At 38.8% G+C, this 22,490-nt stretch carries 19 protein-coding genes and 2 pseudogenes; 5 read left to right on the plus strand and 16 right to left on the minus strand.

Annotated elements, in window-relative coordinates; genetic code table 11:
- Positions 1-525, minus strand: coding sequence for a MarR family winged helix-turn-helix transcriptional regulator (locus I585_RS13245; protein WP_010742299.1), 525 nt, complete (start codon positions 523-525; stop codon positions 1-3).
- Positions 526-829: 304 nt separating this feature from the next.
- Complete coding sequence (locus I585_RS13250) at positions 830-1,789, minus strand: IS30 family transposase (RefSeq protein ID WP_002330482.1); 960 nt, start codon at positions 1,787-1,789, stop codon at positions 830-832.
- Between the two features lie 117 nt (positions 1,790-1,906).
- Between I585_RS13250 and I585_RS13255 the strand changes: the two genes are divergently transcribed.
- Both I585_RS13255 and I585_RS13260 read left to right on the plus strand, forming a co-directional pair.
- On the plus strand, positions 1,907-3,085 hold the full coding sequence (locus I585_RS13255; protein WP_010742300.1) for an iron-containing alcohol dehydrogenase: 1,179 nt from the start codon (positions 1,907-1,909) through the stop codon (positions 3,083-3,085).
- 50 nt (positions 3,086-3,135) lie between these two features.
- Complete coding sequence (locus I585_RS13260; RefSeq protein ID WP_010742301.1) at positions 3,136-3,516, plus strand: MerR family transcriptional regulator; 381 nt, start codon at positions 3,136-3,138, stop codon at positions 3,514-3,516.
- A 52-nt stretch (positions 3,517-3,568) separates the two neighbouring features.
- On the opposite strand, the gene I585_RS13265 is transcribed toward I585_RS13260, so the two are convergent.
- The 7 genes from I585_RS13265 to I585_RS13295 all read right to left on the minus strand — a co-directional run bounded on the left by I585_RS13265 (position 3,569) and on the right by I585_RS13295 (position 12,724).
- Complete coding sequence (locus tag I585_RS13265) at positions 3,569-5,230, minus strand: alpha-glucosidase (RefSeq protein WP_010742302.1); 1,662 nt, start codon at positions 5,228-5,230, stop codon at positions 3,569-3,571.
- 3 nt (positions 5,231-5,233) lie between these two features.
- Positions 5,234-7,408, minus strand: a complete 2,175-nt coding sequence (locus tag I585_RS13270; protein ID WP_010742303.1) for an alpha-galactosidase — start codon at positions 7,406-7,408, stop codon at positions 5,234-5,236.
- Positions 7,409-7,423: 15 nt separating this feature from the next.
- Positions 7,424-8,248 (minus strand): PTS system mannose/fructose/sorbose family transporter subunit IID, encoded by an 825-nt coding sequence (locus I585_RS13275; protein WP_010742304.1) that lies wholly within the window; start codon positions 8,246-8,248, stop codon positions 7,424-7,426.
- Positions 8,245-9,054, minus strand: a complete 810-nt coding sequence (locus tag I585_RS13280; RefSeq protein WP_010742305.1) for a PTS mannose/fructose/sorbose/N-acetylgalactosamine transporter subunit IIC — start codon at positions 9,052-9,054, stop codon at positions 8,245-8,247. The genes I585_RS13275 and I585_RS13280 overlap by 4 nt, the downstream gene beginning before the upstream one ends.
- A gap of 15 nt (positions 9,055-9,069) precedes the next feature.
- Entirely contained in the window at positions 9,070-9,561 is a 492-nt protein-coding gene (locus I585_RS13285) for a PTS sugar transporter subunit IIB (RefSeq protein ID WP_010742306.1), read from the minus strand.
- 18 nt (positions 9,562-9,579) lie between these two features.
- On the minus strand, positions 9,580-9,993 hold the full coding sequence (locus tag I585_RS13290; RefSeq protein WP_010742307.1) for a PTS sugar transporter subunit IIA: 414 nt from the start codon (positions 9,991-9,993) through the stop codon (positions 9,580-9,582).
- Between the two features lie 163 nt (positions 9,994-10,156).
- Positions 10,157-12,724, minus strand: a complete 2,568-nt coding sequence (locus tag I585_RS13295; RefSeq protein ID WP_010742308.1) for a sigma 54-interacting transcriptional regulator — start codon at positions 12,722-12,724, stop codon at positions 10,157-10,159.
- Positions 12,725-12,969: 245 nt separating this feature from the next.
- Between I585_RS13295 and I585_RS13300 the strand changes: the two genes are divergently transcribed.
- Both I585_RS13300 and I585_RS13305 read left to right on the plus strand, forming a co-directional pair.
- Positions 12,970-13,398 carry a MarR family winged helix-turn-helix transcriptional regulator gene (locus tag I585_RS13300; RefSeq protein WP_010742309.1) on the plus strand — a complete coding sequence of 143 codons (429 nt, stop codon included), beginning with the start codon at positions 12,970-12,972 and terminating at the stop codon, positions 13,396-13,398.
- Positions 13,395-15,653, plus strand: coding sequence for an ATP-binding cassette domain-containing protein (locus tag I585_RS13305; RefSeq protein WP_010742310.1), 2,259 nt, complete (start codon positions 13,395-13,397; stop codon positions 15,651-15,653). The genes I585_RS13300 and I585_RS13305 overlap by 4 nt, the downstream gene beginning before the upstream one ends.
- Positions 15,654-15,834: 181 nt before the next feature.
- On the opposite strand, the pseudogene I585_RS13310 reads toward I585_RS13305, so the two are convergent.
- The 3 genes and pseudogenes from I585_RS13310 to istA all read right to left on the minus strand — a co-directional run.
- Positions 15,835-16,023: pseudogene (locus tag I585_RS13310) on the minus strand (PfkB family carbohydrate kinase); the annotation flags it as partial.
- A 62-nt stretch (positions 16,024-16,085) separates the two neighbouring features.
- Positions 16,086-16,846, minus strand: a pseudogene (istB, locus tag I585_RS13315) (IS21-like element helper ATPase IstB).
- A gap of 10 nt (positions 16,847-16,856) precedes the next feature.
- The gene (istA, locus tag I585_RS13320; RefSeq protein ID WP_010741239.1) at positions 16,857-18,083 is read right to left on the minus strand and encodes an IS21 family transposase; all 1,227 of its coding nucleotides are present in this window, start codon (positions 18,081-18,083) and stop codon (positions 16,857-16,859) included.
- 66 nt (positions 18,084-18,149) lie between these two features.
- Between istA and I585_RS13325 the strand changes: the two genes are divergently transcribed.
- Positions 18,150-18,551 carry a FusB/FusC family EF-G-binding protein gene (locus I585_RS13325; RefSeq protein ID WP_010742313.1) on the plus strand — a complete coding sequence of 134 codons (402 nt, stop codon included), beginning with the start codon at positions 18,150-18,152 and terminating at the stop codon, positions 18,549-18,551.
- Positions 18,552-18,911: 360 nt separating this feature from the next.
- Here I585_RS13325 and pcp read toward each other — a convergent pair whose 3' ends face one another.
- The 4 genes from pcp to proB form a co-directional block, all read right to left on the minus strand.
- Positions 18,912-19,556, minus strand: coding sequence for a pyroglutamyl-peptidase I (gene pcp, locus I585_RS13330; RefSeq protein ID WP_010742314.1), 645 nt, complete (start codon positions 19,554-19,556; stop codon positions 18,912-18,914).
- 24 nt (positions 19,557-19,580) lie between these two features.
- Positions 19,581-20,525 carry a DUF979 domain-containing protein gene (locus tag I585_RS13335; protein ID WP_010742315.1) on the minus strand — a complete coding sequence of 315 codons (945 nt, stop codon included), beginning with the start codon at positions 20,523-20,525 and terminating at the stop codon, positions 19,581-19,583.
- A gap of 12 nt (positions 20,526-20,537) precedes the next feature.
- A complete protein-coding gene (locus I585_RS13340) occupies positions 20,538-21,218 on the minus strand; it encodes a 5-oxoproline transporter, DUF969 family subunit (protein WP_010742316.1) in 681 nt (226 codons plus the stop codon).
- Positions 21,219-21,388: 170 nt separating this feature from the next.
- The gene (gene proB, locus I585_RS13345; RefSeq protein WP_010742317.1) at positions 21,389-22,165 is read right to left on the minus strand and encodes a glutamate 5-kinase; all 777 of its coding nucleotides are present in this window, start codon (positions 22,163-22,165) and stop codon (positions 21,389-21,391) included.
- Positions 22,166-22,490 lie beyond the last annotated feature (325 nt).

The raw sequence follows: 22,490 nt of genomic DNA on the forward strand, positions 1-22,490 counted from the left end.
TTACTCCATTTCTTTTGTTAAATTGCTGGTTCCTTGTTTGATTTTATTCAGTAAATGGAAAAACTGTTCGATCTCCTCTTCGTCCAATTGTTCAAGCAGAATATTTACCGCCTCAAAGTTTTTAGGCAAAAATTTAGTCAAAACATCTTTCCCAGTATCGGTCAATTGAACCTGGACTGCTCGTTTATCTGTGAGAGAAGGGATTTTTTGGATCATCCCAGCACGTTCCATATTATTTACAAGCTTCGTGATCGTCGCTCTGGATGCACCTAATTTATCCGCCAATTCTGACGGCATCAGCGAATGATCCGCTGCCCGCTCCAAAAACATCAGAATGATAAATTTGGATTCTGAAAGATCATACTGCTCCAAAACAGAGTCATATGCCTTCTGCATTTCCCGAAAGGTCCATTGGAAATCTAGAAATAATGATGCAATCGTTGAATCCGATGATTCAGCATAGTGGTCAATCGTTAGTTGAATCCGCTGATTATCTGGACGATCCTTAAACGTAAAATTCTCCATTGCACTCTCCTCTTTAATGTAATTAGCCGGCTAACTATATTTAGTATAACGCAGATTTTTTAATTGTCAAACGCTATGTCTCAAGTAAGTTGAGCTCATTTCCCTCAAAATAATTTATAAATCTTGTTGACTTAGAGTGTACTCGAAGTATTAGAGTGAAATCAAAGGAGCTATTATACGTCTGACTTTTCTAAAGTTATCCCTTAGCAAAGCCGCAGCCTCTCGAAATCAGTCGGATTTTCCGTAAAAAGAACGTACCTTATTTATAAAACTACTAATAAATAGTTTTATTTTGTCTTAATTGTCAAATTAAGTTAGACAAATCATCAATACTTACGTAACTCAAAAATACTTCCAAAGGTGTTCGATAATCCAGTGATTTTCTAGGAATATTATTTCGTTTAGATGTGACAGATTGAATAAAAGATTCATCTACTGAATTGAAATCCATAGATTTCAATAAACCATCTCTACGTAACAATCCGTTAGAATTCTCGTTTAGGCCTCTTTGAGACGGCGTTCCTGGATCAGCGAAATAAATGGCAATATCATTGGCATTACTGATTTGTTTCCAATTTGAAAATTCCTTTCCACAATCAAAAGTGATGGATTTGAATAGATTTTTCGGTACAGATTCAAACCAATGATTTAATTTTTTTTCAATATCAATCGCTTGTCTACCACACGGTTTCAATGTGATGATAACTTTTGATAATCGTTCAACTAAGGTAATTACAGCACTTTTATGTTTCAGACCTACGATAGTGTCACCTTCAAGGTGACCAAACTCATTTGAGAATTGGCTATAATCTTTTTCACGTTCATGAATAGAGCGGCGGAAAGCTTGTTTTCCACGCCTTTCTTGATGTCCATTCGGTTTACGCTTGCCTTTCATCGGTAAGTCAGAAGGATTAAATAGCCCCTTTTTGAACATACGATAAATGGTACGAGCAGAACAACGAATAGGAAACGCTGCACGACCAACAATCACATCGGGTGTCCATCCTTGAACAACCTTTCTTTGAATATATTCTGATTGTTCCTCGGGTAAAACAAGCGGGCGTCTACCACAGTTTGATTTGTTTTTCTTATACTGTTGATAGTATTCTAAGGCTGATTTTCCTTGCTTGAAGAATAGGTATACTTTATGGATCGTTTGTCTTGAACGATTCAAGCAATGCGCAGTTTTCGCAACAGATTGATTTATTTTGAAATAAGACTCTATCATTACAAGTTCATCCGTTGTAAGATGGGTATAGGTCATTTGTACTCACTCCTTATAATTCTTTGGTCAGAACTATTTTGAGTGTAGCACAAATGGCTTTTTTAGTTGTCTAGCTTAATTTTACAATCGGCGTTGGATAAAAAAGGAGTGGTAAAAATGAATCAAACACAATTCTATGCCCCAACAAGGGTGATCTTTGGAGCAGATACAGAAAAACAAATCGGGGATATCATCGCCAATTATGGCTATAAAAAAGTTTTGATCCATTATGGCGGGCAAAGTGCACTTCGCTCTGGTTTGATTGATCATGTCAAGCAATCTCTAATAAGTAAAAAAATCGACTTTGTGGAGTTAGGCGGTGTGGTTCCAAATCCAGTTTTATCGTTGGTTTATCAAGGTATCACCTTAGCAAAGACCGAAAAAGTTGATTTTATTCTGGCGATTGGCGGTGGCAGCGTCATTGATTCCGCCAAAGCCATTGGTTACGGAGCTGCTAATGAACAAGACGTTTGGGATTATTACAGTACCTCTGCCCTGCCCCAAGCTTGTTTACCGATCGGAACCATTTTGACAATCGCTGCTGCAGGCAGTGAAATGAGCAACAGTTCAGTGATCACGAATGAAGCTGGTAATTTAAAACGCGGCTGCGGTAGCGATTTGAGTCGGCCGCTCTTTAGTATTATGGACCCAGTATTAACGTTGACTTTGCCTGATTATCAAACGGCCGCGGGATGCGTGGACATTATGATGCACACGATGGAACGTTATTTCAACCACGGCGATAATCTAGAGCTGACCGATGCCATCAGTGAAAGTCTATTGCGGGTGGTTAAGAAAAATGCGCTGCTGTTAGCCAAGGAACCGCAAAATTTGGCAGCGCGTGGAGAAGTAATGTGGGCAAGCAGCTTGTCCCACAATGGATTGACTGGCTTTGGTACTGACGGCGGTGATTTTGCGACCCATAAGATCGAACACGAATTAAGCGGCATGTTCGATGTTACTCATGGTGCTGGTTTGGCAGTTGTATGGCCTAATTGGGCCCGCTATGTTTTTAAAGAACGGCTGGAACGCTTCGTGCAATTTGCAGTCAACGTCATGGATGTCGAACCATGTGCTGATGCTGAAGAAACCGCATTAAAAGGCATCCATGCGATGGAAAACTTTTATCATGCACTCAAGATGCCCACTAATTTAAAGGAATTAGGACTAAATCCTACGGAAGCAGAATTACAGGAAATGGCTGAAAAATGCGACTATCGACCAGATGGAACGATTGGCATCGTTAAAAAGTTGGCTGTATCGGATGTTTATGCGATTCTAAAATGTTCCCGTTAATCCATCTTTTCATCTGTTAAAATAGAAGAAAAGACAGTTAGAGGGAGAAAATGATGGGGGATAAAATTGGAGATATTTCTAAAAGAACAGGACTTAGTACCTATACTTTAAGGTATTACGATCAGAAAGGGCTGCTGCCCTTTGTTGCGCGAGATAAAAATGGGCGTCGTCATTTCAAGGAAGAAGATTTTGAATTTCTATCAATTATTACATGTTTAAAAGATACCGGAATGCAATTAAGCGATATTCGACAATTCGTGGAGTGGTCAATGGACGGCGATCCGACCTTTGAAAAACGGCTCAATTTCTTTACCGATCACAAACAAGAGGTTGAAAAACAATTAGCGCAAACTCAAACTTATCTTAATAAGATTGATCGGAAAATTGGTAAATATACCAGAGCTCATGAGGCTGCAATGACTAAACAATAATATGCCGATAACGTAAAACGGGAAGTAAAGGATACCCTTCACTTCCCGTTTTTTAGTTGGTCAGCTCAACAATAAAAGCCTCATATGGCAACAAGTCCATCAATAAATCACGACGTTCTTCATTATTTTTGATTTTGAAATCCGCTTGCTGTTCAAATAATTCTTTTGGCAGCTTTTGGATCTCCTCCGACATATTAGCGACGACATACCAATTTTTTTGATCAAGCTTTCTCTGATAAATAAACAAGGCGCCATCTTCCAGATAAAGCAAGTCATATGTTCCTTCAATCAAAATCGTCTCCGAGTGACGTAATTGGATCAGCTGCTGATAAAAGTGAAAAATTGATTTTTGACTTTCTTGATCAGCGGCGACATTGATTTCCTGAAAATTGGGATTGACCTTGAACCAAGGCGTCGTTTGACTGAAGCCTGCATGACTACTTTGATCCCACTGCATCGGTGTTCGAGCGTTGTCCCGGGAAATTTTATGAACGGCGGCTAAAAAATCGGATTTTGACATCGTTTTTTGCTGCTCAACATAAAATTCGAAATTGCCGCGCAACTCGATATCCTCGTACTCCTCCAAGTCAAACCTCGCATTTGTCATACCGATTTCTTCTCCTTGAAAAATAAAAGGCGTCCCTTGCAATCCGTGCAGAATCGTCGCAAAGGCTGTAGCACATTCATAGCGATACCTTTCATCGTTCCCCCACCGTGAGATGACACGAGCACGATCATGGTTTTCAAAATACAGAGCATTCCAACCTTTTCCTCGCAACTCCTTCTGCCATGCAGACAGAATCCTCTTCAAATCCGGCAGATCCATTGATTTCAAAGCCCAGCGACCATTGACATCGCCTTTTTTACGATCGACATGCATATGCTCAAATGTGAAAATCATATCCAGTTCTTCTCTTTTCGGATCGACTAACAGGTGAGCATCCGTTGATTTAGCCGCTGGCGACTCACCCACACTCATCATTTCAAAAGGTTTCAAGACCTCTTGATTCATCTCATGGATAAATTCGTGCATTCGCGGACCATTCTGCTGATTTTCTGTAGTAAAAGCCCTCGGATTGTCTGGATAATCCAAGTTTTTAGAAATGGAGGTTACAACATCCATCCGCCAGCCGTCTACACCCTTCGCTTTCCAGAAACGCATCATGTCATAAATGTATTCGCGAACAGTCGGATTTTCCCAATTGAGATCGGGTTGTTCTTTGGCATAATAGTGTAAATAATACTGCTGGCGCGACTCATCCCAGCTCCATGCCGAACCGCCGAAACTCGAGCCCCAATTATTTGGCGCTGATCCATCCGACTTAGCCTCTTTCCAAATATAGAAGTCGCTGAAAAAATTATCGGACGATTTACGACTTTCTTGAAACCATAAACATTGATCCGACGTATGATTCGCCACAAAATCCATCACGATTTTAATTTCTTTGGCATGAGCCTCTTCGATCAGTTGATACATTTCCTCATTCGTCCCAAACATTGGATCAATTTGCCGATAATCCGCCACATCATAACCGTTATCCACCTGTGGTGATACATAGATCGGACTGATCCATAAAGCATCGACACCCAATTCTTTTAAGTAAGGAAGTTTTTCACGAATCCCGTTCAAATCCCCGATCCCATCGCCATCTGTGTCTTTAAAACTCTTCGGATAAATCTGATAGAAAACTGCTTGTTTCCACCATTCTGTCATTGGTTACTCCTCCAATTTTCTTAATACCCATTGTTGACTAAAGAAATCCTCTTTTACCGTATCAATCGCTAGACCAAATGCCATCAATTCATCCCCAAATCTATGGTCACCATTAGGTAATTCATAGCAAGAATCGGCGTCCAAAGCGACTAGTTTCAAACGCTTAGAGGGCAAATTCGGTTTCTCTTGCACTTGAACATACGAAACAACAACTTGTGACTCATCGATGAATTGCCACGCTTTAGCGTTAGTACCTTGAAGGGTGCTTAACCGATACATTTCACCCAGCTGAACGGTTTTACGGATAGCTTTGAAACAAGTGGTTTGCTCTTTGACCCCGGCTTGTTCAGCCTGTGATAATTTTGTCAGATCCAACTCATAACCAAAGTTTCCCTGCATCGCTACTACGCCTCGTGTCTGTAAGGAAGTCACACGCCCGATTTGATGATTGGGTACTTGAGATACATGACAGCCCATCGTGATCGGTGGATAGATCAAACTGGTTCCCTCTTGGATACTCAAGCGTTCGATCGCGTCAGTATCATCACTTGTCCATGTTTGCGGCATATAATAAAGCATTCCGGGATCATTTCGACCGCCGCCGCCTGCGCAATTTTCAAATAGAATCTCTGGGAAGCGACTCGTTAATTCTTCAATCACACGATACAATCCTAAGATATAGCGATGATAAAATTCTTTTTGCTGCGCTGCTGGTAGAACATTTGAACCCGCCTCGGTGATGCTGCGATTCCAGTCCCATTTGATATAGTCAATTTCCTGCTCTTGAAAAAGCTTCGTCAATGTTTCTATTAAATAATTCTGAACAGCCGGATTTACTAAATCAAGTACCCACTGTCCGCGCGAGTAAGATTTCAATCGGTCGGGAACCTCTACACACCAATCAGGATGGACACGATACAAATCGCTATCCTCCGAAATCATTTCCGGTTCGACCCAAAGTCCAAAATCTAATCCGATCGTTTTAATTTTCTTGATGAACGCGTCAAGCCCTTCTGGAAACTTCTTTCGATCCACAAACCAATCACCTAAAGAACTAGATGTATCATTGCGTTGACCAAACCAGCCGTCATCCAAAACAAACATTTCAACCCCTAGTTCTTTCGAACGTTGGGCCAAGTCAACAAGCTCCTGTTCCTTCAAATCAAAATAACTAGCTTCCCAACTGTTTACCACAATCGGCCGCTCTTTTTTAGCAAATCGCGGGGTAAGTAAATGATTTTGATACAACTGATGATATTTATGGCTAATTTCTTGCAAGCCTTGATCACTAAAAATCAACACCGCTTCTGGGGAGACAAACGTCATTTGAGGTTTCAAGTTCCAGCCAAAGGTCGCCGAATTGATACCAATCTGCATTCGCAACGCTTCCTGCTGATCGACATCGACAGTCGCTTCAAAATTACCGCTATAAACCAGATTCATACTGTAAACCTTGCCAGAAGTTTCATTCGTTCCCTTTTCAAGTAAAGCGATAAATGGATTGTGCTCGTGACTGCTGCCGCCTCGCAGACTTTCGATACGATAATTTAATTGACTAAGTGGTGTCCGTTGAATGCCGACTTCCCGCGCCCAAGCCCCGCCTAAATGCAAAAGTTCTAAATTGCTTGTCGGCAATTCTACACAGGCACTATTCAATTGATCAATCTCAACGATTGAATCCCCCAAATTTTCCAGTTCCGTATGGCGCGTGATCGCGTCTGACTTTTCATACAAAGTGTAAAACAATCGCATTTTCAGCCTTTGATAGGCATCGATCAAGTGAATGACCAGTGTTTGACACTCTTCACTGTCTCGCAAACTTGGTAATTCTGCCAACTTTGGTTTGCCAGAATATACTTCATGAGAGTGATAGCGAAAATCGCTGATCTTCGTTCCGTTCTGATAAGTCAATTGAAAAGCTGGTTTGCGCAGATCGCTATTACCAAAAGCCGGATATTCTTGCGGAAGCCGCTCCAATTTATATTCCTTAATATGGTCGGTATCAGCTAAGTAACTCGCCCGTTTGATCTCTTTCAATAAATAATCAGGGAAGCGCTTGGCTAAGCGGCTTCCCCAAAATAGATGAAAAAGATGATTTTGCTGGTTTCTTTGAATGAGATAACTGGTTTTTCGTCCTTGGAGATGAAAAATACCCGTTTGTTCATCAAAATAAATCATAATTTTCTGTCCTCTCTATGCAATTCCTAAAGCGGAAAGGATGATCCCTAAAACGATGATCCCTAACATCAATACAGTGATGCTGAATTTTTTCTTTAACAAGTAATAGCAAAGCAGTGTCAATAAAAGCGGTACGATCCCGACAAAAATCTGATCCAACATCTCTTGCAGTTTCATGACTGTTTCCCCTTGCATCGCAAAAGAAAGTTTTGTCTGGAAGACGACCATGGAACTCGTCATTGCCCCAACCATCATTAAACCAACCATACTAGCGCCTTTCGTTAGAATCCCAATCAGACCTTCCGAATAAAGCCGTTCAATATATTTCGAACCTAGTGAATAACCTAAAAATGCGCCATAATATCTCGTTAACCATTGCGGGATATTGAATAGTGCCAAGAAGACTAACGGAGCCAAGACATTGCCGCTTGTTGCTAGACCGACCGCGATCCCCGCCGAGATAACGCGCCATACACCCCAGAAAATCGAATCTCCAATTCCAGCCAAAGGTCCCATCAAACTAGTTTTTACCGCGTTGATCGAAGCTACATCGAAGTTTGCTTTTTCCGAATTTTCCTTTTCCATCGATGCCGCGATTCCCATGATAAAGGACACCATTGGGACAGTTGTGTTAAAATACGACATGTGACGAACTAACGCTTCTTTTCTTTGATCCTCTTCTTTATAAAAAGCATTGATGAAGGGCATCATCGAGTAACAGAAACCATTCGCTCCCTGCTTCGCCGGATTTACTGAAACATATAGCGTCTGCGAACGCCAAAACATTTGGCGAACTAATTTTTTCTCTTCTTTAGTCAAATCATTCCCTATTTTACTCATGCGAAAAAGTCCTCCTCTTCTTGATCGACATTGGCAGCGGCCTGCACTGCAACGGCTGTTTTCGCTTTTTCAAGTTTATTTAATTGATAATCTCTTTGCGCGATTAGTATAGCTCCGATAAAGGCAATGACCGCAACCGCGACTAACGGTAACTTGAGATAGCCTACCAGCACAATCCCTAAGAAAAAGAAGACCGCAATTTTATTTTCCCAAAGCATTCGTAATAGCATCGCCATCCCGACTGCTGGTAATAAGTTACCTGCTACGGACAACCCGTTCATGATCACCTCTGGAATCATGTTCAACGCCGCTTGAACCGCATTTGCTCCAAACAACATCGCGAAAAACGGAATCAATGAGTATGCAAAGAACCAAATTCCCCAAACACCAAAATGCAGATAAGTGAATTGTTTTTGTTTGCCCTCTGCTGCTAATCGATCAAAAACCGGTGCCATAGAACCACTGAATAAAATATAAATTGCTAATTTGATTTGTTGTCCTAAAATTCCGATTGGCAAAGCTAATGCGATCGCTGCATCGACTCCGCCGCCTAATTTTATGGCAAAGCCGGTCGCTAACGCAGTTGCTAATCCTGGTTCCGCCGCTGAAGCACCACCAATATTAATGACTCCCATGAAAATCGTTTCTAATGCCGCCCCAATTTTTAACCCCGTTTGCACATCACCCATTAGTAATCCAAGAAATGGTCCGACAACAATCGGTCGAAACAATAGCGAAAATCCAATCAATTCATGTCCACCGACACAAAGGAATACCACTAACCCAACTAAAAATGCATCTAACATATTTACCGCTCCTTTTTATAATTTTTGGTCTTTGATGATCGAACTTGCTAAAACTTTCTCTTCAGAAGGAACCGCCTGAAAGGCCGTTTCCGGATATACTTCGACTAATTCTTTCAACGCTGTGATCTCGCTATCGGTCAACATGACATATTTAGTAATTTGTGTTTTCTCTGCCTGCACCATTTTTCCGGCATTGCCGATATTGACGTATTCGATCGTAGTAATTTCTTTTGCGATTCGTAGCGCATCTTCTACTGTTTTGACTAATACCATCAAATTCATTTCACTTGCCTTAGGATTTTTCAATAACTTGATGGCATCATCCACATCTTTGATGATTGATTTAACTGTCGATGGTACCGCCATCTGCAACGCCATTTTTTGTGTTTCATTATTCGCCACTTCATCATTGGCAATCACTAACCCTTTTAATTTCAATTCCTTGGACCAAACCATAGCAATTTGCCCATGGACCAAACGTTCATCTACTCGTAATGCCTTAATCATTTCTTTTTCCTCCTTTTGTTATGCAAAAAACTCTTCTTCACTAGCTTCCATCGTTTCGATAGGTGAAACGATCTGCATCGCTTCCCGTCCAGAAGCAACAAGTTCTGCTAAACGTTCCTCTGTCAACGGCTCTTTATTTAAAATCACCTCTAAGACTAACGATAAATTAAATCCCGCAATAATTTGAACATCTTTCCCTGAACTTTCCAATAAAACCTTTTGATTCACACTACCACCGAATAAATCTGTAAAAACAACGGCCGACTCTCCATCTAATGCTTCAAAAAACATCGATAACTGTTCATCTATTGAAGGCTCGTCTTCAACATAAGCGGATAAATAAGTGATTCGTTCATTTGGGACGAACAGTTCTAACGTACTTTCTAATCCCTTAGCAAATTGACCATGTGTCGCGATCGCAAATTTTGTCATGCTATCCCTCCTTTTTACTATTAAGAGTAATTTCATTCGTATCTCTTTCTCACTTTATTAAAAGCAAGTCCCGTGCCAATTATCAAAATGTACGTCTAGCAAGCGGCATTAAGCACAAAAAAATAGCGCTTAATAAAACAAGCGCTATTTTAAGCAGATACTATTAACGCATTCTAAGCAACTCGTACATCAAAGAAAGTTCGTAGTCATCTACCGCGATATTGTATTTTTTCTCGACCGCATAGAAAATACTTTTTGAAACGCCATAGAATTCCTTTTTCTCATCATCCAAAATCTCTGGTTCACTCTCTTCTTCAGGATTAACCATCAAACGTTCAATCATCAGGGCGATATGCATCGAAATATTTAATAAATCGCGGCCGCTCAATTTTAACTCGTAATATTGTTCATACTTCTCAATAATCTCTTGCACTTCCTGAATCACGATCTTTGGATTTAAAAATTGTAAACGTGCACCGATTCCCTCTAGCGTAAAGAATTGCAGGAGCTGTTCTAAAAGAGCCTCACAATTTTCTTCCGACTCCCCATTTTGCATTAGCAGTTGTTTTAGCTGTTCCGCGCCGCTTTGTTCCATCACGTCATAAATATTTAAAATCGATAATGCCTCAAAAGAGTCAATATCAGTGGTCGTCAAGATCATCTGCGTATTAGAGAAATAATCTAAATCATGTGAACTCAACGTTTGCTTCAAATCCTTATAATCCATCGTAATGATTTCAGTGTCTTCCCGCAGACATTGATTCATGATCCGCTTGATTTCCTCGGAAAGACCTGCGCCTGACATACAAGATACGATAATATTTCTATTTTGCGAGATTCCTTCGAAATATTGAACATTTGTCAATTCACTATAGCTCTCCGCCTTTTTAGCAATTTCTTTAAAAGACATTTGCTGCTGTACCTTCAACCCGACGTCCAAGGCCATTGAAGTTGTCAGATTATTAATCACCAGCAAATCGGCATCTGATTGTTTTTTGATTTCTTTATACATCTGACTAAGCGAACCCATGTCAAACAGCAGAATCACTTCTTGATTTTGCTTGGTTTGTTTTTGAATGAACTTCGTAACTTCCAAGCTGATTTGTTTCATGGAAGCATCGATCGGCATATCAAATGCTTCAAATAAATAATTCTGACACAAACTATTAACGACCGTTTGAATACTGGATGCCATGCTCCCATGAGATAGCAGCAAACAAAGAAACGGAACCTTTTCGATTTCTTGATGCTCTTCACCAATCAAAATAAACAAGAACAAGCACTTTAAATAGTCAATTCCTTTTTCTTCAATTTGCAGTGTCTTTCTAAGGTCGTCGATCAGTTCCCCAATTAAATAATAAGAGCGTGGATACAACTCCTTCACTCGTTCAATCACATCATCTAGTTGATACTGTTGATCCTTTGCTTCTACAAAAAGATACAAAATCAATGCTGCTTGCTGCAAGGAATCTTTTTCTAATTGATTGAAAACGCCGTAACGCCTTCGTTGAATCGCTAGTTGCTGCTTAATTATTTCTAAATAACTGTCGACGATCAACGTCGTTAAGTCCGATCGATTAAACTGTCTGTGAATTTTTTTGATCTCCGTTTGTATCAGAAAACGACATTCATTCATTTCGGAAAGCTTTTCGAAAACCAAGACGGCTTGCGTTAATTGAGTAAATCGGTCTTCAAACAATCGGTTGATCTCTAAATCAAAAGCTGTGTCGTGAGCAATTCGAATTCCGCCCTCTGTTTTCGTTCCTAATTCAATCACCGATTGTTCCTTTTGATCCATAAAAGCACGCGCACAAAGTAAACGAACACGATTTTTTAAATCTCCTAAATTCCCTCTATACTGCTGATTCACCAATTGAAAAACTTCTGCTAAACTCAAATCAAATTCTTTATTCAAATTCTTTGATTCCTGCACAAAATTGCTTAAAGTAATTTTCAACCGCTCATGGATCGGCCGTTCATGAAACGCCGGCAAATGAATCACCATAGGTACTCTTCGTTGAAATGTCCGCAGCAGTGTTTCATCCAAAGATTCCGTCGTAGCAAAAATGAATCGCAGATCCACTTCAATCGCCTGTTCCTTTTCTCCGAGTGGGTAATATTTCCCCAAATCTAACAACGTAAACAATTTTTCCTGATTCTCACTGTTTAAACGATGCACCTCATCTAAAAAGATAAACCCGCCATCTGCTTGTTGTATCAATCCCTCCGTGTCTTGATCGGCACCCGTAAAAGCCCCTTTGCGATAACCAAAAAGCACGGATGAGAGCAATTCAGGATTATTCGCGTAGTCTGCACAATTCAATGTAACAAAACGTCCAGTCTTGGCGATCACTTCCTGTTCAATCGCATATTGATGAATCAGTGCGGCCAAATAACTTTTTCCTACTCCAGATTCACCAGTAATCAAAACCGGAAAACCTTTCGGCGGATATGTCACCGCTGCCTTGCATTCATCAATTTCTTCTTTTAAACTGCCATCTGCCCCGATAAATATCGCGAAAGGATCTATCTGTTCCTGCACAGGCTGCCAATAAACGGGACGCGTGCCATATTTCTCTACTAATCCTTCCGTTAAAAGTTGAGAAAGATACGTTGTCACAACATTTCTGCTCAACCCGGTGCTTTCTGCTATATCCATAGTGGTGACTCGTTTATGCTGATTCGATAATTCTTCTAAATGATCGTAAATAACATATCTTGATCGTTTCATGTAGTCACCTCCAACATTTTTTCAAGTACTCGCTCTCCCGTATTGTAGCATTACAATTTCTAAAAATGAGGAGACCCTTTAAAAACAATTAGAATCAATCACAAAGAAAAAGTCAAGCTGCCATCTGCCCATTTCTTCTTTCTTTTTCACTAAGCAATAAAAATACGACTAGTTAAGATTGAAAATTAATTACACTCAGGATATAATTTCTAAATGGAAACTAAATTTTCAGGAGGATATTTATAATGTCTAATTTAGAATCTGCTTTGATCCAGCTACAATGCGAACTGGTTGCGGAACGAAACTTAGTTAATCCCAACGGACTTTCTTGGCTGCAATATGATATTTTAAATTTATTACGAAAAAGAGGATCATCCTCTCCTACACAGCTATCTGAACAGTTGCACATCCGCCCTTCCAAATTTTCGAAAACAATTAAAGAGTTGAAAGAGAACTGTTATATCACACAATCTGTCAGTCAACAGGATGGGCGAGGATTAATGACGACCCTTTCTGAATCTGGAAAAGACTTTCTTGATTCTGTTGATGCCGGCCATACTTTTCTCTATGAAACTGCTACAGAGATTTTTAATCCAGAAGAACAACAACTTTTTACACAATTAGCTAATCTTTTAACCCATGCACTTGAACAAGAAAGGACCTCTGACCAATGACGAAAACAATCAATATTCTTGGTGCTAGGAGTAATAATTTAAAAAACGTCTCCGTATCAATTCCTAAAGGAAAAATCACAGTAGTCACTGGCATTTCCGGTTCAGGAAAGTCATCTCTGATATTTGATACTTTAGCCGCGGAATCTCAACGTCTGTTAAATGAGACCTACTCTAGTTATGTTCAACAGATTCTTCCTCATTATGAACGTCCAATTGTGGATAAAATTGTAGATTTACCCGTCTCAATCGTGATTGATCAGAAAAAGATTGGTGGGAATATTCGTTCAACGGTTGGTACTGCTACTGATATTTATACCTCCTTACGATTACTTTACTCAAGGATTGCTCAACCTTTTATCGGCTATTCAATGACCTATTCGTTCAATAACCCAGCAGGAATGTGTCCCCTCTGTCAAGGAACAGGAGAAAATTTGACGTTTGATCTTAACCAGCTATTGGATTTTGATCGCTCACTTGCCGAAGGTGCCATTCGATTTCCCACTTTCCAGCCAGGTGGTTGGCGTTTAACTCGTTATACTGAATCAGGTTATTTTGACAATCATAAAAAAATAAAACAATTTTCTCCGACTGAACTAGAAAAACTGCTTTATGATAAAGGCAGTAAGCCACCCAATGCATCAGAAAAATTTCCAAAAACTGGATATTATACTGGCGTAATCGATCGCATTCAAAAGACCGTGATTGAAAAAAACACAAAAACTTATCAAAAAGATATTGAACGAGTTACTAAGACAATCGAGTGTCCAGAATGTCAAGGAAGTCGGGTTAATTCTCTTGTACGTTCAGCGAAAATCAATCATGTTTCTATCGCTGATTGTGTGAAAATGCCGATTCAAGAATTGCTTTCCTTTTTGAATACAATCGAAAACAAACACATTGACACCATTTTAAGTGATCTGAAAAATCGTTTAGAAACAATGGTATCAGTAGGTTTAGACTATCTAACGCTTGCACGAACTACTGGAACGTTATCTGGTGGTGAATCGCAGCGTTTAAAAATGGTCAAACATTTGAACAGCTCACTTTCAGATATCCTTTATATTTTTGACGAACCGAGTGTTGGTCTGCATCCCGAGGATATTATTGGAATAAACCGGATTTTCTCATCATTAAAAACTAAAGGAAATACCGTAGTTTTAGTTGATCATGACCCAGATATTATTAAATTGGCCGATGTTATCATTGATCTAGGTCCCGGAGCTGGCGTGAACGGTGGAAAAATCACTTTTCAAGGAAACTTCTCAAAGTTTTTAGATGCTGATACTCTGACCGCAAATGCTTTAACAACCAAGCATGAGCTTGACTCAGAAAGAAAAAACTATTCTGAATTTTACACTTTAGAAAACGTAAGTGCTCATAACATAAAGCGACAATCAGCTAAACTCCCTAAAGAGGCCATGACCATTGTTTCTGGTCTAGCTGGTTCTGGAAAAAGCACCTTGATTCGAACGCTTTTTATGGAGAAATATCCAGAGGCAATTACGTTTGATCAAACTCCCATTAGGGGAAGCAATCGTTCTAACGTATTAACGTATCTAAATATTTTCGATTCAATCAGACAAACCTATGCGAAAATAGCAGGTAAATCTACCTCCCTTTTTACCTTTAATGGGGCCGGAGCTTGTCCAGAATGCAAAGGAAAAGGCTACATAAAATATGATCTAGCTTATATGGGGGACGTTCGTCAAGAATGTGAAAAGTGTCATGGGAAACGGTACAATGAGGAAGCGCTATCTTATCGGTGGAACGGATATACAATAGCTGATTTTTTTCAATTAACGGTCGCTGAGGCGTACCCATTGATGATTTCACTGGAAGTAAAAGAAGCTTTATTGGCTTTAATCGAAGTAAACTTAGCTTATATCACCTTGGGTCAAAGTTTAGATACCTTATCCGGCGGTGAAAGGCAACGGTTAAAGATTGCTGCGATGTTACTAAAAAAGGATTTAAAACATTCCTCGATTCTTATTTTTGACGAACCCAGTACAGGATTACATGAACATGACATCAAGAGTTTGTTGGAGCTCCTACTTAAACTAAAACAGATGAGAAAAACAATTATTGTTTTAGAACATAATTTGTCGATTATCAGTCAGGCTGACTGGATCATTGATTTAGGTCCACGTGGTGGCAGCAATGGCGGAAAAATTATTTTTCAAGGATACCCTATTGACCTTTTGAGTAACGAAAATTCATATACTGCTAAACATCTTAGAAAATTTTTGAGGAAGTGAAATAGTATGATTGTATTATTCACTTTTTATTTAATAAGAATAGGGTAAATTCATCGATCAACACTATCAAAATTATTTTCTCCTCTTGAAAGTTTTGATATCGATAACAAATACAAACAAACACTTCCCAATAATTTTGGGAAGTGTTTGTTTCAAATTATAAAATTCATTCAAGCTTCTTTTATATCGTAAATTCACTGTCATACGGTATAGCTGGCTGAGCGCCATAGCGTTGAACTGTTAAGGAAGCAGCTTTATTGCCATACTTTATTGCCTCTTCTATATTTTTTAAATCGTGAGATAATTTTGAAGCAAATGCACCAATAAAAGTATCTCCTGCAGCTGTCGTATCCACTGCATTTACTTTAAAAGTGTCAAGGGCCATAATAAAATGTTGGTTTTGGGCCATTGAAATTGTAGGTAGTTTTCTCTTTATCGTTTCGTTTCTTTTCCTTTCGTTTCACTATAACTTTTCATTCGATAGGAAGGTCCTGTAATTTGAATAATTTTAGAATGATGGACCAATCGGTCCAATAAAGCATTAGTCAATTTCTTATTACCAAAAATTTCGGACCATTGAGACAGAGGAATATTCGTTGTAATAATCGTTGATTTTCTTTCGTATCGCATATTAATTAGTTGAAACAGTAAGTTAGATCCTTCTTTTGAGAAGGGGAGATACCCGACTTCATCAATAATTAATACAGAATAGCTCGCATATTTTTTGAGCATGGTATCACTTGACCAAGTTTATGTGCCCGGATAAGTCGATTAACCAGTTCTGTACTAGTGATAAATAAACAGCTCTGCCCTCTATCAATACACTCTAAACCAATTGAAACGGCTAAATGGGTTTTTCCAACACCGCTATTTCCAATGAATAAAAGGTTGTCATACGTGTCTAAAAAGCGTAATGTCACTAAATCTTGAATTTCACTTTTTTTGATTTTGGGTTGAAAATCAAAGTTAAAATCATGAAGGCGTTTATGATAGGGAAACATTGCCCGTTTTAAAATTTTTCTTTGGGTCTCCTTTCTACGATAGCTAATTTCTTGATGTGTTAATTCAAATAAAGAATCAACTAGAGATTGTTCATTTTTAGCTACTTCATCTAAATGGGCAGGTAAAATTTCTTTGATACAGGTAAGATTTAAATCTGATAATTGATTTAATAACTGATGGTAATTTGACATATGAGCCTCCTTATAATTCATCGTAAGCATCTAAATTTTCTTCTACAAAGCGCTCCAACTCTTCGTCTTCTAAGTATTTGAAGACATCAGATCGAAGAATCTCAAGAGAGTCATCACGTTGATAATTTAAGGTTTTTTTGCTTAATGGGTGCGAGCGAATACATTGATGGCCATACCAAATGAATAGACTGTCCTTACGGACATCTAAAGTTACCTCTTTACCAATATATTTCACGGGAACAGAATACTTTGAGTTTTGATATTGGACCATGGATTCAATGGAAACTTTTCTAATTACGTGTTGGGTTCTAGAAACATATCTGACTAATTCTAAACGATTGAAAGGACGCAACACCGATTGTTCATCTATAAGAAGCTTAGAGGGATGATTATTCACTGCTTGAGAACGTTCATTATTTAAGTCATTCATAAACTCATAGACGATTCGTTTTAGCTCCTGCTCATTTTCAAACTCGTAGTTAAAGACCATTAAGCGGTTAACAGTACGAGCTAAAGCTTCAACTTTGCCTTTGGTTTGTGGACGAAAAGGGCGACAAGCAATCGGATTGAATCCAGCATCTTTAGCAAATTGACGAAATTTTTCGTTAAAAACGGTTTGACCAAATTGGCTTTTACTTCTATCAACAACTGTTTTCATATTGTCAAACCAAATTTCTTGAGGAACACCATTCCCGCAGTACTCAAACGCATTGACCAAACAATTGAAGACATTCGCTTGGGTTCGATCAAAGGTTACCTCTAAGTATTTCATGCGAGAATAGCCTAGAATATATAGAAAAAGATTGAAGTAAAAGACTTCACCATGTTTACTCACCATCTTAATATTTTCTTTCCAATCGACTTGAGCAGAAAGACCTGGCGTCGTTTCAATTCGAATGGTTGCTTTTTTTACACGCTTTTCTCGATAGTTCCGACAATATCGTTTGACGGTGGTATAGCCACCTTGATATCCTTTTTTCTTAATAAAATAATAAATTGAAGAAGCGGAACAGCTTAACTCCATTTTATCTTTAATAATTTCTTCAAAACCGCTTAATAAAAGAGGAGCAGAAGATTGTCTCTTTTTGATCTGTTCTACTTCCCCTTTAGTTCCAGCTTCATAGTAACGCTTGACTGTTCGGTAATCACAATTATATTGCTTGGCCATGGCTGCATAGTTAGGTTGAATATCGTTCATAATGTGTCGTAAGACTCCTTCTAAGACATCTTTTCGCATGAGTCACTCTCCTTGAATGGTTTCATGAAAAAGAATATCAGATTTTAAATCTAACCTACATTTTCGATGGCCCTTTTCCTACATTTTATCGTGGCCCTTTACAAGATTGATAAAAGTTTTCGAAAAGTTAAAAAAATGCAGTATCCAGAAATGCCAATGATCGACTTTCGTGAATTGAGCTTTTTAGGCTGGAATGATAGTGGAACCAATCGCAAATATTTGATACGTAAAATAGATGGCCACTTTACTGGCGTTTATGGAAGTTTCAGTACGGATATTCAAAAAGGACATTGTGCCATCTGCAATCAAATCGGTACGGTCGCCTTCTTCCTTGCGACCACTAAATCCTCTGGAGACGGCTCATACACCAAAAAGGGCAACTATATCTGTACCGATAGTAATCAATGCAATCGACAAACAACACAATTAGAAACCTTAGAACGCTTTTGGGAGACTGTTACGAAATAAATTATTGAAAATATTAATGCAAATAGAACTGGCCCAATTACACAACTGTAATTGGGCCAGTTTAAACATATCGATTGTCGCATCAGTGACATCCCGAAAGATACTCATAGTTACCAACTTACTTTACATTAATTTTCGTAATGCAAAAGAATTACCCTATCTATTTAATCAAGTGTCCATCTGAATAGAAATTATATTCTTTTCCATCAATGACAACTATCCCTTGCCACTACTTTATTGCCATAGTAATAAAACCAATAGTTTTTCATTTTACCCAGTCCTTTGGCGTAATGGGTAAATCCTTCAAAAGAAAAAAGATCAAGCATAATTTCATGCTCAACCTTCCCTTTTTATACCAAACTACATAATGGTTCCCATCGAAACATTATGATCTTCATCTGTTGTTATCGCTGCTGCCACTGCAGCCGCTAAACCTTTAGCAATTGTTTCAACTGGCAAACTTGGTGTTCCAACTGGCAGATCTACCACTTGTTCTGGCAAGTAAGGAACGTGGATAAAACCACCCTTGATAGCTTTATTATCTTTATCAGCCAAATATAATAAGCGATACATAATATCGTTGCAGACAAATGTTCCAGCCGTGTATGAAACACTTGACGGAACCCCTGCTTCTTTTACTTTGCTGACCATTGCCTTAACTGGAATCGTCGCAAAATATGCTGTCTCACCATCATCATGAATTGCTTGATTTAATGGTTGTTGTTTTTCGTTGTCAGGAATACGTGCTTCCATCAAATTAATAGCCACTTTTTCAATTGAGATATCTGAACGTCCACCTGCTTGTCCGACACAAATAACAATATCGGGCTGTTGCTCTTCGATAGCCTTAGCTAGAACTTCGCCGTCCTTTTTGAAAACAGTCGGAATTTCCAATTTATGAATTTCTGCTCCTTCAATTGTATCTGGCAATAATTTCACTGCTTCATAAGCAGGATTGATTGCTGCCCCGCCAAAGGGATCAAAACCGGTTATTAATACTTTCATTATTATCACCTTTCCTTTACTCTTCTATTTAAATAAAATCATATAGCAGATTTGGAAAACTAAAAAGATTACTGCTAGTACAGCCTGGTTTTTGATTACGCCAAAACGATCTTTCATTTCCAGCATAGCCACTGGCACAATGTTGAAGTTCGCTGCCATTGGGGTACATAGAGTTCCGCAATATCCGCAAGTCAACGCGACCATTCCGATCAACACTGGATCGGCTCCATAGGCTAAGACGAACGGAGCTCCAATCCCAACGGTCATTACGGTAATTGCTGCAAAAGCATTTCCCATAATCATCGTGAACAACATCATACCAATTGCGAATACAATAATTCCTAGATTTACATTTCCCTTAGGTATCACTTTCGCTACGAGGTCAGAAATAACCTCTCCGACTCCTGCCGCTGTAAAAATAGCACCCAAGCTAGCCAATAGCATTGGCAGCATACTTAACGGGCCAACCGTTGAAAGCATACGTTCCGCATCGTCCAAGAAAACTTTCGGTTTGTTTGAATTAGAATAGATCATCAAAATGACAATAGCAACTAAAACGCCGACACCCACACCGACTAAAGCACCTAATTGTGTAAAGACGGCAAAAATAATTGCAAAGATTCCCATGGCTAATGCTGGAATAAAGATCTTCATACCAATCTTATCAGCCATTTTTTTCGTAACTGCTTCGGTCGGAGCATTCTCTTTGCCTTTGCTGACCTTTTTGAAAATAGGCGGCAGTGTCATAATAATGACTAATACACCATTGATCATCGGCGGAATCCAACGACCAAACATCATCACAATCCCTAACGCACACCAAAAGATTGCTGTTCCGATCGGTGTTGCATTGCTTTTATCACGAGCATTTTTAATCCCGGTATAAATCGCTACAGCACCCATAATAATATAAATAATTTCAAGTAATTTCTCAGATAATAAAACTTCATGACTTAGAAAAAATGACATTTGCTTTCCTCCCTATTGATCGTTGCCGTAGTATTTTTTATATAATTTTCGGTCTTTTAAGAAGTAATAAACAATCGCTACGATGACGGCAAATAACGCAACAGGAATTTCAACCTTCGCTAAATCCAGCAAACTTGATTCGTAACCTAAAGACTTCAATGTAGCTTGTACTAATAGTGCACCTGGTCCGCCAACAAATAAGACTTGGAAGAAGAACCACGCGATATTTTCCATACCTGAAGACATCCCTTTTAACTCTTCAACATAATCTTCTTCAGGTTCCTTGCCTTTGGCCTCAATTGAGCCAATAACCATTGGCATAATGATCGGACGAACAAAACCTGCCACACCGCCAAAACTAATATTGAAAGCCGCAAAGATCGAACGCATGATTCCATAAGCGCCGATGACCGCTCCGGCAGAAGCATTTTTTATTTTTCCGATTAATTTCGCTGCCGATTCTTTCAAACCATTTCGTTCCAATGTACCGGTAACCAACATGATCAAGATAAAAATCGCCATCGAGCGGTTAGAAACGAAACTCGTTCCCAAGGTTGTCAACAATCCTTCCACTCCTAAACCACCTGTGATTGCTGTAACGACTGCTGCCACTAAGATGATTAGAATTGAATCTAACTTTAAGGCAAAGCCGATAATAACAATCAAAATACCTATCAATTTAACTAATTCCATACAATATTTTCCTCCTTATGTATATTCAAAATCGACCGAAGTCGAGTATGGCTAATATAATTATTCTGCTACTCCTGCTAATATCAAGTTCATCCATAACATTTGTTACGGCTTTTTGAATTTTCTGACTTTTCAGATTAGCATTTTTATCTACTGAATTTGTTTTGACATTATTTTTTAAATAATGTCCCAACTTCGCGCCCAGCCAAAATATCAAACAATATCCGTGGGCTTTTCCCATTTGCTAATACCATTGAAATGTTCATTGTCAAAGCACCGGTTGCTGTCTTAAGCTTACTGCGAATCCCGCCGCGGCTTAATGTCCCACTATGTGGCTCAGCTTCCTCGATTAATCGTTGATCAATCTCACTCAATTGATGAAACATCGTTGCTTGTTCATTAAACAAAGGATTTTCTGAATACAAGCCATTTACATCCGAAAGCATAACCAGTAAATCGGCTTGAACCGCTTCGGCCACTAATAACGACAATTCATCATTATCCTCAAACTTAGCCGCATGCCCCTCTTCATCTACAGTCACCGCGTCATTTTCATTGATGATCGGTAAGATTTGATGATCTAGAAGTTCATGGATGGTTTGAACAAATGCCTGTTGGCTCTTTGGAAAATCCAACACTTCACGGCTCAATAATAGCTGGCCGATTTTTTGATTTTGCTGGTTAAATGCCTCTTCATATAAACTGGTTAACAGCCCTTGTCCAACTGCCGCTGCCGTCTGTTTTGAGACTTCTCCTAATTCAGTAACCCCAGCACCAACTGCTCCAGAAGAAACCAAAATCGGCTTTTTACCCATAGCAATTAATTCAGATAACACACTAGCCAATTGTGGAATAGCCGTTTCAATAATTCCTGTTTCTGGCGATACTAATAAACTCGTTCCAACCTTTATTACGATGACTGTTGCTTTTTTTATTTCTTCTCTCATACATTACACCTTAATTATAAAAAACAAACTCACGGGTTTAATAAAACCCAATTCGTTTATTGCACTTTTATTATTTTTGGCTAATCATATCACAAATTTGTCCGCATGAAAATATTTTATTTTTTTAATCAAAATCCTCTTTCGTCAAAGCGCTCTATATGCCAACAGTCTTTTTGCAGTTATAAACAAAAATTTGAAGAATATTAAATTTTACTCATTTAGTTATTTCAACTTGAATAATTGAGACACAGTTAATTTAATATTCAAAATTTAAAGAACAGGTATCGAAATGATAAATAACTAAAAAGATCATCTGTGAATAATA

This window comes from Enterococcus malodoratus ATCC 43197, from assembly GCF_000407185.1.
GTDB lineage: Bacteria > Bacillota > Bacilli > Lactobacillales > Enterococcaceae > Enterococcus_A > Enterococcus_A malodoratus.

What these genes read in the sequence shown, in the direction of transcription:
- I585_RS13245 (WP_010742299.1), bottom strand. Translation starts at nt 525, where the DNA reads ATGGAGAATTTTACGTTTAAGGATCGTCCAGATAATCAGCGGATTCAA.
- I585_RS13250 (WP_002330482.1), bottom strand. Translation starts at nt 1,789, where the DNA reads ATGACCTATACCCATCTTACAACGGATGAACTTGTAATGATAGAGTCT.
- I585_RS13255 (WP_010742300.1), top strand. Translation starts at nt 1,907, where the DNA reads ATGAATCAAACACAATTCTATGCCCCAACAAGGGTGATCTTTGGAGCA.
- I585_RS13260 (WP_010742301.1), top strand. Translation starts at nt 3,136, where the DNA reads ATGATGGGGGATAAAATTGGAGATATTTCTAAAAGAACAGGACTTAGT.
- I585_RS13265 (WP_010742302.1), bottom strand. Translation starts at nt 5,230, where the DNA reads ATGACAGAATGGTGGAAACAAGCAGTTTTCTATCAGATTTATCCGAAG.
- I585_RS13270 (WP_010742303.1), bottom strand. Translation starts at nt 7,408, where the DNA reads ATGATTTATTTTGATGAACAAACGGGTATTTTTCATCTCCAAGGACGA.
- I585_RS13275 (WP_010742304.1), bottom strand. Translation starts at nt 8,248, where the DNA reads ATGAGTAAAATAGGGAATGATTTGACTAAAGAAGAGAAAAAATTAGTT.
- I585_RS13280 (WP_010742305.1), bottom strand. Translation starts at nt 9,054, where the DNA reads ATGTTAGATGCATTTTTAGTTGGGTTAGTGGTATTCCTTTGTGTCGGT.
- I585_RS13285 (WP_010742306.1), bottom strand. Translation starts at nt 9,561, where the DNA reads ATGATTAAGGCATTACGAGTAGATGAACGTTTGGTCCATGGGCAAATT.
- I585_RS13290 (WP_010742307.1), bottom strand. Translation starts at nt 9,993, where the DNA reads ATGACAAAATTTGCGATCGCGACACATGGTCAATTTGCTAAGGGATTA.
- I585_RS13295 (WP_010742308.1), bottom strand. Translation starts at nt 12,724, where the DNA reads ATGAAACGATCAAGATATGTTATTTACGATCATTTAGAAGAATTATCG.
- I585_RS13300 (WP_010742309.1), top strand. Translation starts at nt 12,970, where the DNA reads ATGTCTAATTTAGAATCTGCTTTGATCCAGCTACAATGCGAACTGGTT.
- I585_RS13305 (WP_010742310.1), top strand. Translation starts at nt 13,395, where the DNA reads ATGACGAAAACAATCAATATTCTTGGTGCTAGGAGTAATAATTTAAAA.
- istA (WP_010741239.1), bottom strand. Translation starts at nt 18,083, where the DNA reads ATGCGAAAAGATGTCTTAGAAGGAGTCTTACGACACATTATGAACGAT.
- I585_RS13325 (WP_010742313.1), top strand. Translation starts at nt 18,150, where the DNA reads ATGGCCCTTTTCCTACATTTTATCGTGGCCCTTTACAAGATTGATAAA.
- pcp (WP_010742314.1), bottom strand. Translation starts at nt 19,556, where the DNA reads ATGAAAGTATTAATAACCGGTTTTGATCCCTTTGGCGGGGCAGCAATC.
- I585_RS13335 (WP_010742315.1), bottom strand. Translation starts at nt 20,525, where the DNA reads ATGTCATTTTTTCTAAGTCATGAAGTTTTATTATCTGAGAAATTACTT.
- I585_RS13340 (WP_010742316.1), bottom strand. Translation starts at nt 21,218, where the DNA reads ATGGAATTAGTTAAATTGATAGGTATTTTGATTGTTATTATCGGCTTT.
- proB (WP_010742317.1), bottom strand. Translation starts at nt 22,165, where the DNA reads ATGAGAGAAGAAATAAAAAAAGCAACAGTCATCGTAATAAAGGTTGGA.